14 protein-coding genes and 1 pseudogene are annotated in these 16,298 nt (G+C 65.0%); 5 read left to right on the plus strand and 10 right to left on the minus strand.

The window, feature by feature from the left end; genetic code table 11:
- Positions 1–23: 23 nt before the first annotated feature.
- The 3 genes and pseudogenes from ACVMB1_RS33955 to ACVMB1_RS33965 form a co-directional block, all read right to left on the minus strand.
- On the minus strand, positions 24–509 hold the full coding sequence (locus ACVMB1_RS33955; RefSeq protein WP_456849683.1) for a ParB/RepB/Spo0J family partition protein: 486 nt from the start codon (positions 507–509) through the stop codon (positions 24–26).
- Between the two features lie 9 nt (positions 510–518).
- A complete protein-coding gene (locus ACVMB1_RS33960) occupies positions 519–2,165 on the minus strand; it encodes a recombinase family protein (protein ID WP_076833699.1) in 1,647 nt (548 codons plus the stop codon).
- A gap of 257 nt (positions 2,166–2,422) precedes the next feature.
- Positions 2,423–2,527, minus strand: a pseudogene (locus ACVMB1_RS33965) (ATP-binding protein); the annotation flags it as partial.
- A gap of 722 nt (positions 2,528–3,249) precedes the next feature.
- Between ACVMB1_RS33965 and ACVMB1_RS33970 the strand changes: the two are divergent.
- Together ACVMB1_RS33970 and fsrB are read left to right on the plus strand one after the other, a co-directional pair.
- Positions 3,250–5,241 carry a TonB-dependent siderophore receptor gene (locus tag ACVMB1_RS33970; RefSeq protein ID WP_076833705.1) on the plus strand — a complete coding sequence of 664 codons (1,992 nt, stop codon included), beginning with the start codon at positions 3,250–3,252 and terminating at the stop codon, positions 5,239–5,241.
- 26 nt (positions 5,242–5,267) lie between these two features.
- Positions 5,268–6,557, plus strand: a complete 1,290-nt coding sequence (gene fsrB / locus ACVMB1_RS33975; RefSeq protein WP_076833707.1) for a siderophore utilization protein FsrB — start codon at positions 5,268–5,270, stop codon at positions 6,555–6,557.
- 95 nt (positions 6,558–6,652) lie between these two features.
- Here the strand turns inward: fsrB and ACVMB1_RS33980 are convergent, their stop codons facing one another.
- From ACVMB1_RS33980 to rsmI, 4 genes are all read right to left on the minus strand, one after another.
- Positions 6,653–7,624 (minus strand): MBL fold metallo-hydrolase, encoded by a 972-nt coding sequence (locus ACVMB1_RS33980; RefSeq protein WP_057020349.1) that lies wholly within the window; start codon positions 7,622–7,624, stop codon positions 6,653–6,655.
- Between the two features lie 187 nt (positions 7,625–7,811).
- Positions 7,812–8,759 (minus strand): glutathione synthase, encoded by a 948-nt coding sequence (gshB, locus tag ACVMB1_RS33985; protein ID WP_076833709.1) that lies wholly within the window; start codon positions 8,757–8,759, stop codon positions 7,812–7,814.
- A gap of 25 nt (positions 8,760–8,784) precedes the next feature.
- Positions 8,785–9,171, minus strand: coding sequence for a YraN family protein (locus ACVMB1_RS33990; RefSeq protein ID WP_076833711.1), 387 nt, complete (start codon positions 9,169–9,171; stop codon positions 8,785–8,787).
- On the minus strand, positions 9,158–10,111 hold the full coding sequence (rsmI, locus tag ACVMB1_RS33995) for a 16S rRNA (cytidine(1402)-2'-O)-methyltransferase (RefSeq protein ID WP_076833712.1): 954 nt from the start codon (positions 10,109–10,111) through the stop codon (positions 9,158–9,160). The genes ACVMB1_RS33990 and rsmI overlap by 14 nt, the downstream gene beginning before the upstream one ends.
- Before the next feature lie 220 nt (positions 10,112–10,331).
- Here rsmI and ACVMB1_RS34000 point away from each other — a divergent pair, with 220 nt between their 5' ends.
- Entirely contained in the window at positions 10,332–11,546 is a 1,215-nt protein-coding gene (locus ACVMB1_RS34000; protein WP_057020352.1) for a penicillin-binding protein activator, read from the plus strand.
- Between the two features lie 192 nt (positions 11,547–11,738).
- Here ACVMB1_RS34000 and hemW read toward each other — a convergent pair whose 3' ends face one another.
- From hemW to rph, 3 genes are read right to left on the minus strand one after another with little or no spacing between them, the layout of a single operon-like run.
- A complete protein-coding gene (gene hemW / locus ACVMB1_RS34005) occupies positions 11,739–12,896 on the minus strand; it encodes a radical SAM family heme chaperone HemW (protein WP_057020353.1) in 1,158 nt (385 codons plus the stop codon).
- Entirely contained in the window at positions 12,883–13,518 is a 636-nt protein-coding gene (gene rdgB, locus ACVMB1_RS34010) for an RdgB/HAM1 family non-canonical purine NTP pyrophosphatase (protein WP_057020354.1), read from the minus strand. The genes hemW and rdgB overlap by 14 nt, the downstream gene beginning before the upstream one ends.
- A gap of 11 nt (positions 13,519–13,529) precedes the next feature.
- Positions 13,530–14,243: a ribonuclease PH gene (gene rph / locus ACVMB1_RS34015; RefSeq protein WP_016841497.1), complete on the minus strand. Its 714-nt coding sequence runs from the start codon at positions 14,241–14,243 to the stop codon at positions 13,530–13,532.
- 182 nt (positions 14,244–14,425) lie between these two features.
- Between rph and hrcA the strand changes: the two genes are divergently transcribed.
- Together hrcA and grpE are read left to right on the plus strand one after the other, a co-directional pair.
- A complete protein-coding gene (gene hrcA, locus ACVMB1_RS34020; protein WP_076833714.1) occupies positions 14,426–15,514 on the plus strand; it encodes a heat-inducible transcriptional repressor HrcA in 1,089 nt (362 codons plus the stop codon).
- Positions 15,515–15,679: 165 nt separating this feature from the next.
- A complete protein-coding gene (gene grpE, locus ACVMB1_RS34025) occupies positions 15,680–16,285 on the plus strand; it encodes a nucleotide exchange factor GrpE (protein ID WP_028341763.1) in 606 nt (201 codons plus the stop codon).
- Positions 16,286–16,298 lie beyond the last annotated feature (13 nt).

A 16,298-nucleotide genomic window follows, 5' to 3' on the forward strand; every position in this document is an offset into this window, starting at 1 on the left:
TTACTGAAATCGCTGTCCGCGAATTACCGAAATTGCTGTCCGGAAATTGCCGAAACACGCACTCGCACACGCGCTTCGGCAAGGGTGCCCTTGAAGACCTCCACCGGAATGCCCTTGGTCCACCCAGCGGTATCGTAGGCTGCAAGACGATGATGACCATCAATCACGTAGAACTGTGAGCCCACCGGCAGCACCAAGAGGCTTTCCAATGGCTTGTTCGTTTCCCTGATGGCTTTGGCCAGAGTGTGGATGTGGTTCTCGCGTGGCAGTTGGTCCCTGCTGTGATCCCCGCGCCACTGGAACACGTTCTCTGCGAGGAGGATCGCGCTCCGGTCTACCGTCTGGGATACTGGTCCCTGAGGTGTCGACGACGCTCGATCAATCTGAGCCTGCAACTGTTCCACTGTGATGCCGCTGTCATCGGGCATTCTTACGTCTGCCCGCCGGATGCGGGCGGGCTTATCCCATTCGGGAACGGTTTTGTTGGTCTTGATAGCTTGGGTGGCCACTGGGTGTCCTTACGTTCGGTCTGTCGCCTGCTCTGGGAACAACGCGTGCATTGGCGGTGTCGTTTCTCGCATCTCTGTCCAATCCATGTGCCTCGTGACACACAGAATGTCCTGTATCTCCTCCGAGTGGTGCCAACGAACCCACAGGTGCCCCTGCTCAGGATCAAGCACGACGCGGCGTATGGCGTCCCTGAGAACTTCGTTGACCTCCACCACGTCCGCCTTGCCAGTCAGCGCGCGTTCCACCGCCTTGAGGCGATCCTTCACGCTGGCGGTGGTCAGGGTGTCCCTCTGGGTTCTTAGGTCACGCAACTGCTTCTGCAACGCCTTCAGCTGTCGTTCCATGTCGGAAAGTCTGCGTCTTGCTGCTGGGCTGTTCTCGCGCGCAGCGAGGTCCGCCAAGTCAAAGGTGTTTTGCTCAGCTGCGTCGGCATCCGCCTGCAGCGTCTCAATCTTCCTCTCCAGCTCGGTAGTGCTCTTCCCTCGGGGCGCATCCTTGACAAGCTGCCGCGCGTTCCCCCGGAGGGCCTTCTCAACGGCTTCATATCGCACCGCCTTATAGGGATGCCCATCAGCCCGCATGTTCGCTCTGGAGCACACGAGGTACACGTAGTCGCCCTTGGTCACCCGCGTCACCGCGTGCCCGCATGTGGCGCAGAACACGATACCTGACACGATGGACTTGGGCGGCCGTCTGGCATTACGCCCTCGGGGCGCCTTGGTGCTGAGCTTGCGGTGAACTCTCCAGTACGTGTCGGCATCGACCGCAGCAGGGAACAGGTTCTCCACGGGGGTCATGGGCTCGTCACGGCGTGCCCTCGTGGTCTCATCATGCGTCGTGGTGTGCGGCGTGAACGTACCGATTGGCGCACTGCTCGTGAGCACCTTGCGGATGTAGCTGGTCCTCCAGTGATCAGCGGTTCTCTGGTTTCCGCTCCGCGCCCATGTAGGCACACCGCGCAGATTGAGGTCTCGGGCAATCCGTGTAAGGCCATCGCCCTTGTCCATCCTCACGAACATCTCCCGCACGATGTCTGCTCGCTCCGGGATCAAGGTGTATTGCTTCTCCTCCTCACACCACGTGATCCACGCAGGGGTCTGTCGAGTGTACGGCTTGCCCTCAAGGCCATGTTCCGCAAGTCGCTTCTTCTTCCGCGCCTTGGCGTCACCGATCAGCTGTGCCTTGCGCACGCTCTCCTTGTTGGCTCTGATCAGCTCCAACACGACCAAGAAGATTGCCTCAGGCTCTCGTTGTAGGCGCTCGGCCGAGTACGCTTCACCGTTCGTCAACGTCACGAGATTGATGCCACTTCCGACCAACTGCAGGAACAGGCCCTGCGCAGTGACGATGTCGGCCCGGGAGAGCCGGTCCATGTTCTCGATCAGCAGGTAGCTGCCGCGCTCGACGTAGCCTCTCTCGACCGCTTCCAGGAACCGGCCCAGCGTCCCTGTGCGCACGTTCTTGCCTCTGAAGGCAGACACGCCCAAGTCCGTCATGTTCAACTCGGTGTCCAGAGTAAGCCCGTGGTCAAGGGCATACTTGGCCGCCTTCTCAGTCTGACGCTGTAGGCTTGCTCCAGCGGCTTGCGATGGTGTCGAGAAGCGAACGTAAGAGTAGGCCTTGGTCTGGGCCTCGGTGCGCACAGGGGCGTCCATGGCGCTGCCTCAGGCTCTGGCGTCGGAAATCAGGGGCTCAAGCACCTTGGCCATGTCCACCCGGCTCCTGTGAGCCTGCCGGTCCGCAGCCAGCTCAACGCGCTCCCCAAGGGCTCCCATTGCCCTTGCTGCTCGTGCTATGCCCCAAGCGAGCCTAACGGTGGACCTGAGCCCGATGCTGGTGATGGTGTTCCCCAATTCCATTGCAATCTCCGTGTGATACTGATTGCCACCGCCCTATAGCGTTGGCATTCACACCCTGCAATGGCGAATGCCGGCAATCCCGGCGCGACCTGCACCTGCACGTCGACCGCGCGGGCTTCAATCCCCTCGAATGCGACGGTGGAAACGCGCTGGACCATGCTGCCCCTATTCTTCCGCAATCGAAGGTAGCGGAACCGGGCGGCAAGTGCAAGAACATTACAGGAACATTCGCGGCGCCGAGGGCTGGTCGCCCGGTACCAGTTCACCGCGCGGCGCATCCGTTTCCGGCCGGCGCGGAGGCGTCGGGCGTCGGCGCCATGACGCGCGCCTCGCGCGATCGAACACAGCTCGCATCGTCGACAACTGCAGGAATCATTCTCAAGAATCATTCCAGCACGACGAGCATCGCGCGCTTATTGTCGCAGCGCGTCGTCGATTTCCCCGCTGTTTCAGCGATCGCACGCTGATCGCGCGCGCAGTCTCGATCTATTCCAACTGCCGAGGTCTGTACTCGCGAGCCCCGCGCTGTAGAGCCGGATCACAAATCCATCCAGGCTGACATCAGGGGCGCCTTCGCGTGATCGGTCGACTTGTTTCGCATTCCACCCGTCAACATCCAGCGCTGCGAACGATCGGTCTATGTACCGCCGCCGTCCTTGCCGCAGGAGTCGCGACCGAACGCGCCGACGCGCAATCGGAACTGCCGCCGGTGAGCGTGGACGCGCCTCAGCAGCGCGCGATCACTGCGAATGCAAAACCGGTTCGTCGTCCGGTGGCCGCACGCGCGAGCCGCGCCAATCGTGTGGCTCGATCCCAGCAGGCGACGACGCCAGCTGCGGCACGATCCGGTGCCGGCGCCGGCGAGCGAGCCGGCGGTCCGGTGGTCGGGTTCGTTGCCACGCGTTCGGGCACGGCGACCAAGACCGACACGCCGCTGATCGAAATCCCGCAATCGATCTCGGTCGTCACGACCGACCAGATCAGGAACCAGGGTGCGGAATCGGTGGGCGCGGCATTGCGCTACACCGCAGGCGTCAGCGGCGACGTGAATGGCGGCTCGGACACCCGCTTCGGCGGCCTGCAGATCCGCGGCTTCGACATGACGATGCCGGGCCTCTATCTCGACGGCCTGCGGCTGCCGAGCAGCAACTATGTGCACTTCCTCGGGCTCGATCCGTACGGAGCCGAGCGCCTCGAGGTCCTGAAGGGGCCATCCTCGGCGATGTTCGGCGGCAGTGGCACCGGCGGCATCCTCAACTATGTCAGCAAGCTGCCGACTGCACGCGAGTTCGGGGAAGTGTCGCTGTCGGGCGGCAGCTTCAACCGCTATCAGGGCGAGTTCGACATCGGCGGCCGCGCCAACAAGGAAGGAACGGTGCTGTGGCGCCTGACCGGCGTCGCGCGCGATGGCGAGACCCAGGTCGACTACACCAAGGACAATCGCGTCTTCATCGCGCCCGCCGTCACCGTGAAGCCGAACGAGGACACCACGATCACCTTCCTCGCGAACTACCAGAAGGAACGCACCGGCTGGGGCCTGCAATTCCTGCCGCCGTCCGGCACCGTCTGGGCCAATAACGGCCGCTACATTCCGAACACGCGCTTCGTCGGCGAGCCCGGCTTCAACCAGTTCGACACCGAGCAATCCTCGGTCGGCTACATGCTGTCGCACGACTTCAACGAGGCGCTGACCTTCCGCCAGAACCTGCGCTATTCGTGGATGCACAACGAGCAGAAGAGCTTCTACGGCACCGGCTATGCATCGGCGGCCGACGAAGCCGCGGGCCTGCTGTCGCGCGGCGGCGCCGGCGGCAGCTCGACGATCGATTCCTTCGCGGTCGACAACCAGCTGCAGGGCAAGTTCGTCACCGGCATGCTGAGCCACACGACGCTGTTCGGCGTCGATTACCGCAACACCTCGTTCCGCGACATGGCCTCGAGCTACAGCACCGGCAAGCTCAACGTCTTCGCGCCAGTCTATACCAACAGCTGGACCAACAACGGACCGTATGACGACACCGGCATCAAGCAGTCGCAGGCCGGCCTCTATCTGCAGGACCAGATCAGGCTCGGCCGGCTGTCGTTTCTGCTTGGCGGGCGGCAGGATTTCGTCACTACCGACCTCGACAACAATCTCGCGAAAACGTCGACGTCGACCGACGCCTCGGCATTCACCGGTCGCGCCGCCGTGATGTACAATTTCGACAACGGCATCGCGCCCTATTTCAGCTATTCGGAGTCATTCCTGCCGGTGCTGAGCACCAATGCCGCCGGCGAGCTGCTGAAGCCGGAGTCCGGCGTGCAGTACGAAATCGGCGTCAAGTACCAGCCGGTCGGCATCAATGCGCTGATCACGCTGGCCGCCTTCGACCTGACCCGGTCCAACGTCGTCACCTACGCCCCGCCGTTCTATTTCGCCGAGCAGACCGGCGAAGTCAGGTCGCGCGGCGTTGAGCTCGAGGGCACCGCGACGCTGGTCGAGGGCGTCAACATCCGCGGCGGCTACGCCTATGTCGACGCTGAAGTCACCAAGGATCCCGTCAATGTCGGCAAGGCGCCAACCACGGTGCCGCTCAACCGTTTCTCGCTGTGGGGCGATTACACCGTTCAGGGCGGCCCGCTCGCCGGCGTCCAGTTCGGGGCCGGCGTCCGCTATGTCGGATCGACGTTCGGTGACGACGCCAACACCTTCAAGGTGCCGGCGTCGACGGTCGTCGATGCGCTCGTCGCCTATACCAGGGACAATTATCGCCTCTCGCTCAACGTCACCAACCTTGCCGATACGCGCTACGTGGCAGCCTGCTACGGCAACACCAGCTGCTTCTACGCGGAGGGCCGCAAGGCGATCGCGAAGCTGACCTATCGCTGGTGATCACCCCACAACTTGCTGAAATCCCCATGAGACCCATCTTCGGACGACTGCATCGCTGGGCGGGCCTTGTCACCGCGGCCTTCCTGTTCTTCTCGGGCATCACCGGCGCGATCATCTCGTGGGACCACGAGATCGACGATGTGCTCAACAGGAAGCTGTTCGAGGTGACGAGCTCCGGACCGGCGATCCAGTCCGTCGAGCTCGCCCGGCTGATCGAGCAGCGCGATCATCGCGCCCGCGTCGTCCACATGTTCATGACGGCGGAGAAAGGCGAGTCGCTGTGGTTCTTCGTGCTGCCGCGGATCGATCCGGCGACCGGCAAGCGCTACGCGCTCGACTACAACCAGGTCTTTCTCGATCCAAACACCGGCGCCGAGCTCGGACGCCGCTATTGGGGCGCGGTCTGGCCGGTGACCCGCGAAAACTTCGTCTCATTCCTCTACAAGCTGCATTACACGATGCATATCCCTGAATTCTGGGGCAGCGATCGCTGGGGCATGCGCTTCCTCGGCGTCATCGCCGTGATCTGGACGATCGATTGTTTCGTCGGCTTCTACCTGACCCTGCCGTCGCGGCGGCGCGCAAGGGCGCAGCGGGCGGCGGCGATACCGGCCGCACGCGGCAAGAGTTTCTGGACCCGCTGGGCACCGGCCTGGAAGATCAAGACCTCAGGCAGCGCCTATCGAATCAATTTCGACATTCATCGCGCCTTCAGCCTGTGGACCTGGGCCTTGCTGTTCGTGATCGCATTCACGGCATTCTCGCTGAACCTCTATTTCGAGGTGTTCTCGCCGTTGATGAAGACCGTGTCCAACTACACGCCGACACCCTACGAGCAGCGACCATATCGTCATCTCGACGATCCGATCGAGCCGAGGATCACCTATGCGGAGATCGCCGCGCGCGCCGCGGCCGACGGCAAGGCGCGCGGCTGGACCACACCGGCCGGTTCGATCAATTATGGTCCGGCGCATGGCGTCTATGCGGTCGCATTCTTCGAGCCGGGCGACGAACATGGCGCCGCGGGCGTCGGGCCGGCGCAGCTTTACTACGACAGCGAGGACGGCCGTCCGCTCGGCGAGCGGCTGCCATGGGTCGGCACAGCGGCCGACGTGTTCGTGCAGATGCAGTTTCCGCTGCATTCCGGCCGGATCGCCGGCCTGCCCGGGCGCATCCTGATCTCGCTGATGGGATTGGTGGTTGCGACGCTGTCGGTGACGGGCGTCGTGATCTGGTGGCGCAAACGTCGTGCGCGGATTGGCGCGCGAGAGACGATGCGCACTCGCTCCGCGAGCCGCCTTGCGCCGGCGGAATAGGCCGGGCGCCCCGTGCACTCCTTACACCGGGCGGCAAATGCATTCGGGAGCGGCGGCGGCCGCTCCCGAGGCAGTCCGTCTTCGCAATCAGTCCGTCACAGGTTCATCTGCATCGGCTCCGGATAGTAGTGGAAGCCTTCGCCGGCCTTGGCGACGTGGCCGTAGCCCGGCCAGGCGAAGTGATAGGACATCACGGCCGTCTTGTTCGCGGCCAGCATTTCCAGCAGCTTGACCCGCGACGCCGCCGCCTGCTTCGGATCGGTGTCGTAGGAGAACTCCATCCGCGGACGCTCCAGCAGCAGCACCGCGTGATGCGAGAGGTCGCCGAGGAAGGCGAAGGATTTGCCGCCCGAGCTCACCATGAAGATGGTGTGGCCCACGGTGTGGCCGGGCGCTGCGATTGCCGTCACGCCGGGCAGGAATTCCTGGCCGTCCTTGAAGAACACGATGCGGTCGCGCACCGGCAGCAGGTTCTTGCGGGCATGCACGATGAAATCCTTCAACGGGCTGCCCATCTTGCCTTCGTCGGTCCAGAACTCGAGATCGCTCTGCGCGATGTAGTATTGCGCATTCGGGAACAACGGCTTGTCGTTGGCGCCGACGATGCCGCCGATATGATCGATATGCGCGTGCGACAGCACGACGGCGTCGATGTCCTCCGGCTTGATGCCGGCTTCCTGCATGCTCTTCTGCTGCCGCCCGGTGGTCTTGCCGAATAGTTGCGACGTGCCCATGCCGGTGTCGAACAGGATCAGCTTGTCGCCGGTGTTGACGATCGGCGAATTCTGCTCGAGCACGACATTGTCGGGCGAGAGGAAGTTGTCGGAGAGCATCTTCTTCACCTCCTCCTTCGGCACACCGGTGAAGGTGCCGGAGGGGTCGCCGAGCGGAAGCGGCCCGTCGGATACGACGGTCACTTCGGCTTCGCCGAGCATGAAGCGGTGCCAGTAGGGTGTCTGCGTGCCGAGCTTTGGCGCGCGTGCCTGTGCGGTGCCCCCGAGCAGGGTGCTGGCGCCGAGACCGGCACCGAGCGCGAGCAAGGATCGTCGTGAGACATTGAGCGTCATAACGTCTTCCTCCAGAATTTTTATAAGATTTTCGCGTTGTGCCCGCGCGTTGACCCGCTGCTTGACCTGACGCAGGCAAGCGGATGCTGCCCTCGCCCGCGCAAGCTGGCAAGAAGAATAAGGAGAACGCATGCGCGATCGAACGCTGGCTAAAATTTCAGCCAGCTGTGCGGCGCACAAGGGAGGATTATTTCGCGGCGCGCTTCTTCTCGATGGTATCCCAGATCATCGCCGCGACGTCGGGGCCATTGAGCCGTTGGATTGCGCGGATGCCGGTCGGCGAGGTGACGTTGATCTCGGTCAGGTTGCCGTCGATCACGTCGATGCCGACGAACAGCAGGCCGCGTTCGCGCAGCGCCGGTCCGAGCGTGGCGCAGATTTCGCGCTCGCGATCCGAGAGTTCGGTCGCCGTGGCTGCGCCGCCACGGACCATGTTGGAGCGCAGATCGTCCGCCGCCGGCACGCGGTTGACGGCGCCGGCGAACTCGCCGTCGACCAGGATGATGCGCTTGTCGCCATGCTTCACCTCGGGGAGGAAGCGCTGGATCACCCAGGGCTCCTTGAACGTGACCGAGAACATGTCGAACAGCGAGCCGAAGTTCATGTCCTGCGGCATCACGCGGAAGACGGCGGCGCCGCCATGGCCGTGCAACGGCTTCATGACGACGGCGCCATGCTGGTCGCGGAATGCGTTGATCTCGTCGAGATCGCGCGAGATCAGGGTCGGCGGCATCAGCTGCGGGAAATTCATCACGAACAGCTTTTCCGGCGCGTTGCGCACGCTGGCCGGGTCGTTGACGACCAAGGTCTTCGGATGGATGCGCTCGAGGAAATGGGTCGAGGTGATGTAGGCGAGGTCGAACGGCGGATCCTGCCGCAGCAGCACGACGTCGAAGCCGTTGAGCGCCTCGCGCTTCGGCTCGCCCAGCGTGAAGTGATTGCCGACCTCGTCGCGCACGGTGAGAGGCTGCACCGGCGCCACCAGCTCCTCGCCGCGCAGCGACAGCTTGTCGGGCGTGTAGTAGGAAATGTCGTGGCCGCGTTTTTGCGCCTCGAGCAGCAGCGCAAAGGTCGAATCGCCGCGGATATTGATGCGCGCGATGGGATCCATCTGGACGGCGATCTTCAATTTCATAAGCGTGTCCCGCGAGGTCTTGAGGTTAATTAGGGCTGGCGTCGAATGCCGCTAACAGATGGCGCGGCAGGCTCTTCGGCGCAATCAGCACGGCGTCGAATCTGAGCTCGAATTCGGCATGTTCGGGATGCGCCATCAGCCAGGCCTGGGCGGCATTGATGATGCGCAGCTGCTGCCGCGGCGTCACCGCATAGGCGGCGTCGTCGAGGCTGGCCCGGGCCTTGACCTCGACGAAGGCCAGCAGATTGCGCCGGCGCACCACCAGGTCGATCTCGCCAAAGGGGGTGCGGAAGCGTCGTGCCAGGATGCGATAGCCCTTGGCGATCAGAAGCGCTGCGGCGCGGCTCTCCGCCGAGATGCCGGTCCGGAACGCCGCGACGCGCTCGGGCGAGGCGCTGTCAGTCTTCGCCATTGCCGTCCCCGATGGTCTTCGCAAGCTCGAGGGCACGGGCATAGACCTCGCGGCGCGGCCGGCCCGACAGTTCGACCGCATGGGCGACCGCATCCTTGACGCTGCCGCGGCCGAGTTGCGCCCGCAGCAGATCGTCGAGCGTATCCTGGTCCATCACCCCGGCATCATCGGCCGGCGGTCCGATGACCAGCACGAACTCGCCGCGCGTTTCCAGCGCGTCCGCGCCTGCCGCCAGCGCGGCGACCGGCGCGCGCGTGATCTCCTCGTGCAGCTTGGTCAGCTCGCGGCAGATCGCGGCATCGCGGCCGGCCATGATCGCGGCGAGATCGCGCAGCGTGTCCTGTACGCGATTGCCGGATTCGAACATCACGAGCGTCGAATCGACCCTCGCCAGCTCGTTGAGCCGGGCGCGGCGCGCGTGCTCCTTGGCGGGCAAAAATCCCTCGAAGAAAAACCGGTCGGTCGGCAATGCCGCGACCGACAGCGCCGTCAGCACCGATGATGGCCCCGGCACCGCGATGACGGCATGCCCGGCGGCGCAGACGTCGCGCACCAGCTTGAAGCCGGGATCGGAGATCAGTGGCGTGCCGGCGTCGGAAACCAGCGCGATCGCGGCGCCCTGCGCCAGCCGCTCCAGGATTTTTGGACGGGCCTGGGCCGCGTTGTGCTCGTGGTAGAGCGCAAGCTCCGCGGCGATCGCATAACGCTCGGTCAGCCGGCGCGTGATCCTTGTGTCCTCGCAGGCGATGACGTCGACACCGGCCAGCGTTTCCAGCGCGCGCAGGGTGATGTCGGCGAGATTTCCGATCGGGGTCGCGACCAGATGGAGCCCGGGTGCTGCCCTTGGCGCGGCCAATTGCTGGCCGCCGATCGAAAATGTTCTGGCCGCAGCGCCTGTCGTGGCATCCGAACTGTGGAGGGAACTGGCTTTTGCGCGCATAATGCCAATCTAGAGGGATGGCGGCGCTTGCGCCACATCCGCAAACGGCGGTGACGGAACGCTGGCTGACGGGGGAAATGGAGGCCGCGGCAAGGGCGCCGCGGGGCCATAATCCTTTTGTTTTAGTTAACTATTCGCCGAGAATATGCCTGAATCCACCCGCCTCATCAGAGCTGGATGGAGTCCTGGCTGATCACGGTCGGCCAAGAGAAGAGAGACGATGGAAGGCCCGCATCACCGCAAGTCCCCGCCGTCGGGCACCACCCGGCGGACCGCGCTCGGCCTCATCGTGGGCGCGCCGCTGCTGACGGCCTGTTCCGGCGTGCAGCAAAGCTTGAGCCAGTTTTCCAGCCCGTTCGGCGGCAACCAGGAAGGCGGTCCTGCCGGCCCGCAGCAGCAGCCGCAGGCGGTCGGCACCGGGCAGGTCAAGATCGGCCTGATCCTGCCGCTGTCGGCGTCCGGCAATGCCGGGCTTGCCGCCCAGTCGATGCGGAACGCGGCCGAAATGGCGCTGGCGGAATTTCAGAACCCGAACATCCAGCTCCTGATCAAGGACGATGGCGGCAGCCCGCAGGGCGCATCGCAGGGTGCCCAGCAGGCACTGTCCGAAGGCGCCGAGATCATTCTGGGACCGCTGTTCGCAGGCTCGGTGCCGGCCGTCGCGCAACTGACGCGGCCGCGCGGAACCTCGGTGATCGCGTTCTCCACCGATTCGAGCGTGGCCGGGCGCGGCGTCTATCTGCTGAGCTTCCTGCCGGAGTCCGACATCAACCGCATCGTCGACTACTCGGCGGGGATCGGAAAGCGCTCGTTCGCCGCGATGGTGCCGGACAACGCCTATGGCAACGTGGTCGAGGCCGCGTTCAAGCAGGCGGTCGGCCGCAAGAACGGCCGCGTCGTCGCATTCGAGAAATATGGCGCCGATCGCGCGACGCCGGCGCGAACCGTGGCGCAGGCGCTCGGCCAAGCCGATGCGCTGCTGATCGCCGACGATGGTGATTCGGTGGTCGCGACCGCCGATGCCTTGACCGCAGCCGGCGCCAATCTGCGCAACATCCAGCTGCTCGGCACCGGGCTGTGGGACAATCCGCGGGTGTTCGCGAGCCCCGTCTTGCAGGGTGGCCTCTACGCCGCGCCCGATCCGTCCGGCTTCCGCAGCTTCGCCGGGCGCTACCGCGGCAAATATGGCGGCGAGCCCGTGCGCACCGCGACGCTTGCCTATGATGCCGTGGCGCTGATGGCGGCGCTCGCGCGCACGCAAGGGGCGCAGCGCTTTGCGCCGGAGACATTGACCAATCCGTCCGGCTTTGCCGGTATCGACGGTCTGTTCCGCTTCCGCTCCGACGGCACCAATGAGCGTGGCCTTGCGGTCATGAAGGTGGCCTCAGGCGGCAGCACGCCGGTGGCAGGCTCGCCGAAGAGCTTTGGCGCTTGATTTTCGTCGGGCGGTCAAGCTGCCTTGTCGAGCGCCGGCACCCGCCAGCTCCTTTGCATGGGGTTGTTTTCGATATTTGGCAGCGTGCACCTAGAGCGGTTTCGAGCGAAGTGGATACCGGTTCGCGTGAAGAAAACGCGTCGAAACAAGAATCTAGAGCCTCGTTCCGATTCAATCGGAACGGGATAGGTTCTAGGCGGCGAGATCCGCAACGACCGCGTCGAGCACCGGGAATCCCGACGTCGTCACCCGCAGTCGTCCGTCGGCGTCGACGGCGATCGCGCCTTCCTCGCGCAGCATCGCGATCCGGTGCGGGTCGAGCTGGCGGCCGGAGAGCTTCGCATAGCGCTTGGGATCGATGCCCTCGGCGAGCCGCAGCCCCATCAGCAGAAACTCGTCGGCGCGTTCTTCGCTGTTGAGGCTGTCATCGCTGACGACGCCGTGACCGCGCTCCTCGACGTTCAACAGCCACGCCTCGGGGCGCCGCTCGGTTGCGGTCGCGTGCCTGACGCCATCGATGTCGAGCCGGCCATGTGCGCCGGGGCCGATGCCGGCATATTCCTCACCGCGCCAGTAGACGAGGTTGTGCTTGCACTCCGCGCCGGCGCGGGCGTGATTGGAGATCTCATAGGCCGGCAACCCTTCGCGGGCGCAGACCTCCTGCGTCACGTCGTAGAGCGCGCGCGCGGTCGCTTCGTCCGGCGTCTGCAATTTGCCGGCGGCATGCAGCCCGAAGAACGGCGTGCCTTCCTCGATCGTGAGCTGGTACAGCGACAGATGCTCGGCCGCTTCCGAGATCGCCTGCTTCAGTTCATCGGCCCACATCCGCGGCGTCTGGTCGGGGCGGGCATAGATCAGATCGAACGAGTAACGGTCGAACGCAGAGCGCGCGATCGCGACCGCGTCGAGCGCCTCGCGCGCGGTGTGCAGGCGGCCTAGCGCTTTCAGCGAGGCGTCATCGAGCGCCTGCACGCCGAGCGAGACGCGGTTGACGCCGGCTGCGCGATAGCCGCGAAAGCGCGTCGCCTCGACGCTGGTCGGATTGGCCTCGAGCGTGACCTCGACATCGCGCGCCACCTGCCAGTGCTTGCCGATCGCATCGAGCACGGCACCGACGGTCTTCGGCTGCATCAGCGACGGCGTGCCGCCGCCGAGGAAGATCGAGGACACCTGCCGCCCCGGCACGCGCGCGGCCGTCGTCTCGATCTCGCGGGCGAACGCGCGCACGAAACGCTCCTCGTCGACCGGCGCATGCCGCACATGGCTGTTGAAATCACAATACGGGCATTTCGACAGGCAGAACGGCCAGTGCACGTAGACGCCGAAGGCTTCTCGGTCAGCGTGGCTCAAGGCAGATCTCCGCGAGCTTCACGAAGGCGCGGGCGCGATGCGACAGGCCGAGCCCGAGCGGCGGCAGGCCGTGCTTCTCGATGCTGGTCATCTCGCCGAAGGTCCGCGTGTAGCCGTCGGGCAGGAAGGCCGGATCGTAGCCAAAGCCGGCGGTGCCACGCGGCGGCCAGACCAGGGTTCCATCGACGCGGGCCTCGACCTGCTCGAGATGATCGTCGGGCCAGGCCACGCACAACGCCGACACGAAGTGCGCCTTGCGCCGGTCCGGTGCGGTGGCGCCGCGTTCCTGCAGCAGCCGCTCGATCCGCGTCATTGCCGCCATGAAGTCCTTGCCCTCGCCGGCCCAGCGCGCCGAGTAGATTCCGGGCGCTCCGTCGAGCGCATCGACCACGAGGCCGGAATCGTCGGCGAAGGCGGGCAGTCCGGTCGCCTTCGCTGCCGCGATCGCCTTGATCGCCGCGTTGGCGCGAAAATTGTCGCCGGTCTCCTCGGGCTCGGCGAGGTCGAGCTCGCCGGCCGACACCACCTCCACGCCGTGCGGCGCCAGCAGTTCCCGCATCTCGGCAAGCTTGCCGGGATTATGGGTGGCGATGACGAGCCTTCCGGTGATTCGGCGGTGCATGACCAATCTGACTACGCCACCGCGATCTTTTGCAAGTCGACCAGACGCGCGACACCTTTGCGCGCCAGCGCCATCAGCGCCAGGAATTCGCCTTCCGAGAACGGCGTCTTCTCGGCGGTGCCCTGCACCTCGATGATCCGGCCGTCGCCGGTCATGACGAAATTGGCGTCGGTGTCGGCTTCGGAATCCTCGGCATAGTCGAGATCGAGCACCGGCGTGCCCTGGTAGATGCCGCAGGAGATCGCCGCCACATTGTCGCGCAACACGTTGGTCTTCAGCATGTTGCGGGTCTTCATCCAGTTGATGCAGTCGGCCAGCGCCACCCAGGCACCGGTGATCGAGGCGGTGCGGGTGCCGCCGTCGGCCTGGATGACGTCGCAATCGACCGTGATCTGGCGTTCGCCGAGCGCCTCGAGATCGACGGCCGCGCGCAGCGAGCGGCCGATCAGCCGCTGAATCTCGACCGTCCGGCCGCCCTGCTTGCCGGCCGAGGCCTCGCGGCGGGTGCGTTCCAGGGTAGCACGCGGCAGCATGCCGTATTCGGCGGTGACCCAGCCGCGGCCCTGGCCCTTCAGCCACGGCGGCAATCGCTCTTCCAGCGTGGCGGTCACCAGCACATGGGTGTCGCCGAACTTCACCATGCAGGAACCCTCGGCATATTTGACGACGCCGCGTTCCAGCGACACGGGACGCAGTTCGTCGGGTGCACGGCGGCTTGGCCGCATGAAATCCTCCAGAAATCCGAGAAAATTGGCTGGCCGTGCTTGTAGGAGCGGGAAGGGGCAGCGGCAAGGGTTTTGGCGAGGGTTTTCGGCCCCGGTGGGGTCCGGTACGAGGGGGCCGAATGCATGCTTGTCATCGGCCTCCCGGATCGACAAATTATGCAGCAATTGTGAGGGACTGGAGTGTGACTCACCACGATCCGATTGGCCTGATCGCGCCGCATGCCGGGCTCGCCCAGCTCAACGAGCGTTCGCGCGACATTTTTCGTCAAATCGTCGAAAGCTATCTCGCAACCGGCGAGCCGGTCGGTTCGCGCAACATTTCGCGCCTGATCGCATTACCGCTGTCGCCGGCCTCGGTCCGCAATGTGATGTCGGATCTCGAGCAACTCGGCCTGATCTATGCGCCGCACACCTCCGCCGGCCGGTTGCCGACCGAACTCGGGCTGCGCTTCTTCGTCGACGCGCTGATGCAGGTCGGCGACCTCACCGAGGCCGAGCGTCAGTCGATCCAGACCCAGCTTGCGGCCGTCGGCCGCGCGCAATCCGTCGAGGCCGCGCTCGGCGAAGCCTTGACGCGGCTGTCGGGACTGACCCGCGCCGCGGCGGTGGTGCTGACGCAGAAGTCGAATGCACGGCTGAAGCATATCGAGTTCGTCCGGCTGGAGCCGGAAAAGGCGCTGGTCGTGTTGGTCGGCGAAGACGGCCAGGTCGAAAACCGCGTGCTGGCACTGCCGCCGGGTGTTCCATCCTCAGCCCTGACCGAGGCGACCAATTTCCTCAATGCGCGGATCCGCGGCCGGACGCTGGCCGAAGCGCGGCTCGAGCTCGAGACGGCACTGACGCAAAATCGCGCCGAGCTCGATCAGCTCACGCAAAAGGTGGTCACGGCGGGCATCGCGAGCTGGTCCGGCGGCGAGAATGAGGACCGCCAGCTGATCGTGCGCGGTCACGCCAATCTGCTCGAGGACCTGCACGCGCTCGACGATCTCGAGCGCATCAAGTCGCTGTTCGACGATCTCGAAACCAAGCGCGGGGTGATCGATCTGCTCGGCCGCGCCGAACGCGGCGAGGGCGTGCGGATCTTCATCGGCTCGGAGAACAAGCTGTTCTCGCTGTCGGGTTCCTCGACCATCATCGCGCCCTACGGCGACGCCCAGGGGCGGATCGTGGGCGTTCTCGGCGTGATCGGACCGACGCGGCTGAACTATGCGCGGGTGATCCCGACCGTCGATTATGCCGCGCGCATCGTCAGCAAGATGCTGGGCGGCTGACCGGAGGGCGATTTCGCTTTCATTTGACGGGTTTTCTTCACCCAAGCCGGAGATTCCTGTTCCCGAGACCGGTATGTTGCGCTTGATTTTCGCCGGCCAAAGCACGATATCCCGGCAAGCAATCCCCAAGATTTGAACCGACGCGACTTTTCGAGAAGGCAAGCCATGACCGATCCGAACCGGGCCAATGACAACACCGAGAATTCGGCGCCGACGGGTGAGCCCGTGGTCTCGAAACCCTACATCATGCCTGACGAGCCCGAGGCCGGATCGGCGGAGGCGCTGACCAAGGAGCTCGCCGAGGCGCGCGACCGGACGCTGCGCACCCTGGCCGAGATGGAGAATCTCCGCCAGCGCACCCGCCGCGAGGTCGCCGACGCTAAGACCTACGGCATCACCGGCTTTGCCCGCGACGTGCTCGATATCGCCGACAACCTGCAGCGCGCGCTCGATGCGGTGCCAGCCGAGACCAAGGAAGCCGCCGATCCCGGCCTGAAGGCGCTGATCGAAGGCGTCGAGCTGACCGAACGTTCGCTGCTCAACGCGCTGGAGAAGAACGGCGTCAAGAAGTTCGACCCGATCGGCGAGAAGTTCGATCCGAACTTCCAGCAGGCGATGTTCGAGGTGCCCGATCCGTCGGTGCCGTCGGGCACCGTGGTGCAGGTCGTGCAGGCCGGTTACATGATCGGCGAGCGCATCCTGCGTCCGGCGCTGGTCGGCGTCTCCAAGGGCGGCGCCAAGGCCGCCCCGACCGCCGACATCACCGCCTGATCCGTCCGATCCC

The sequence above is a fragment of the Bradyrhizobium sp. USDA 4504 genome (genome assembly GCF_054063995.1).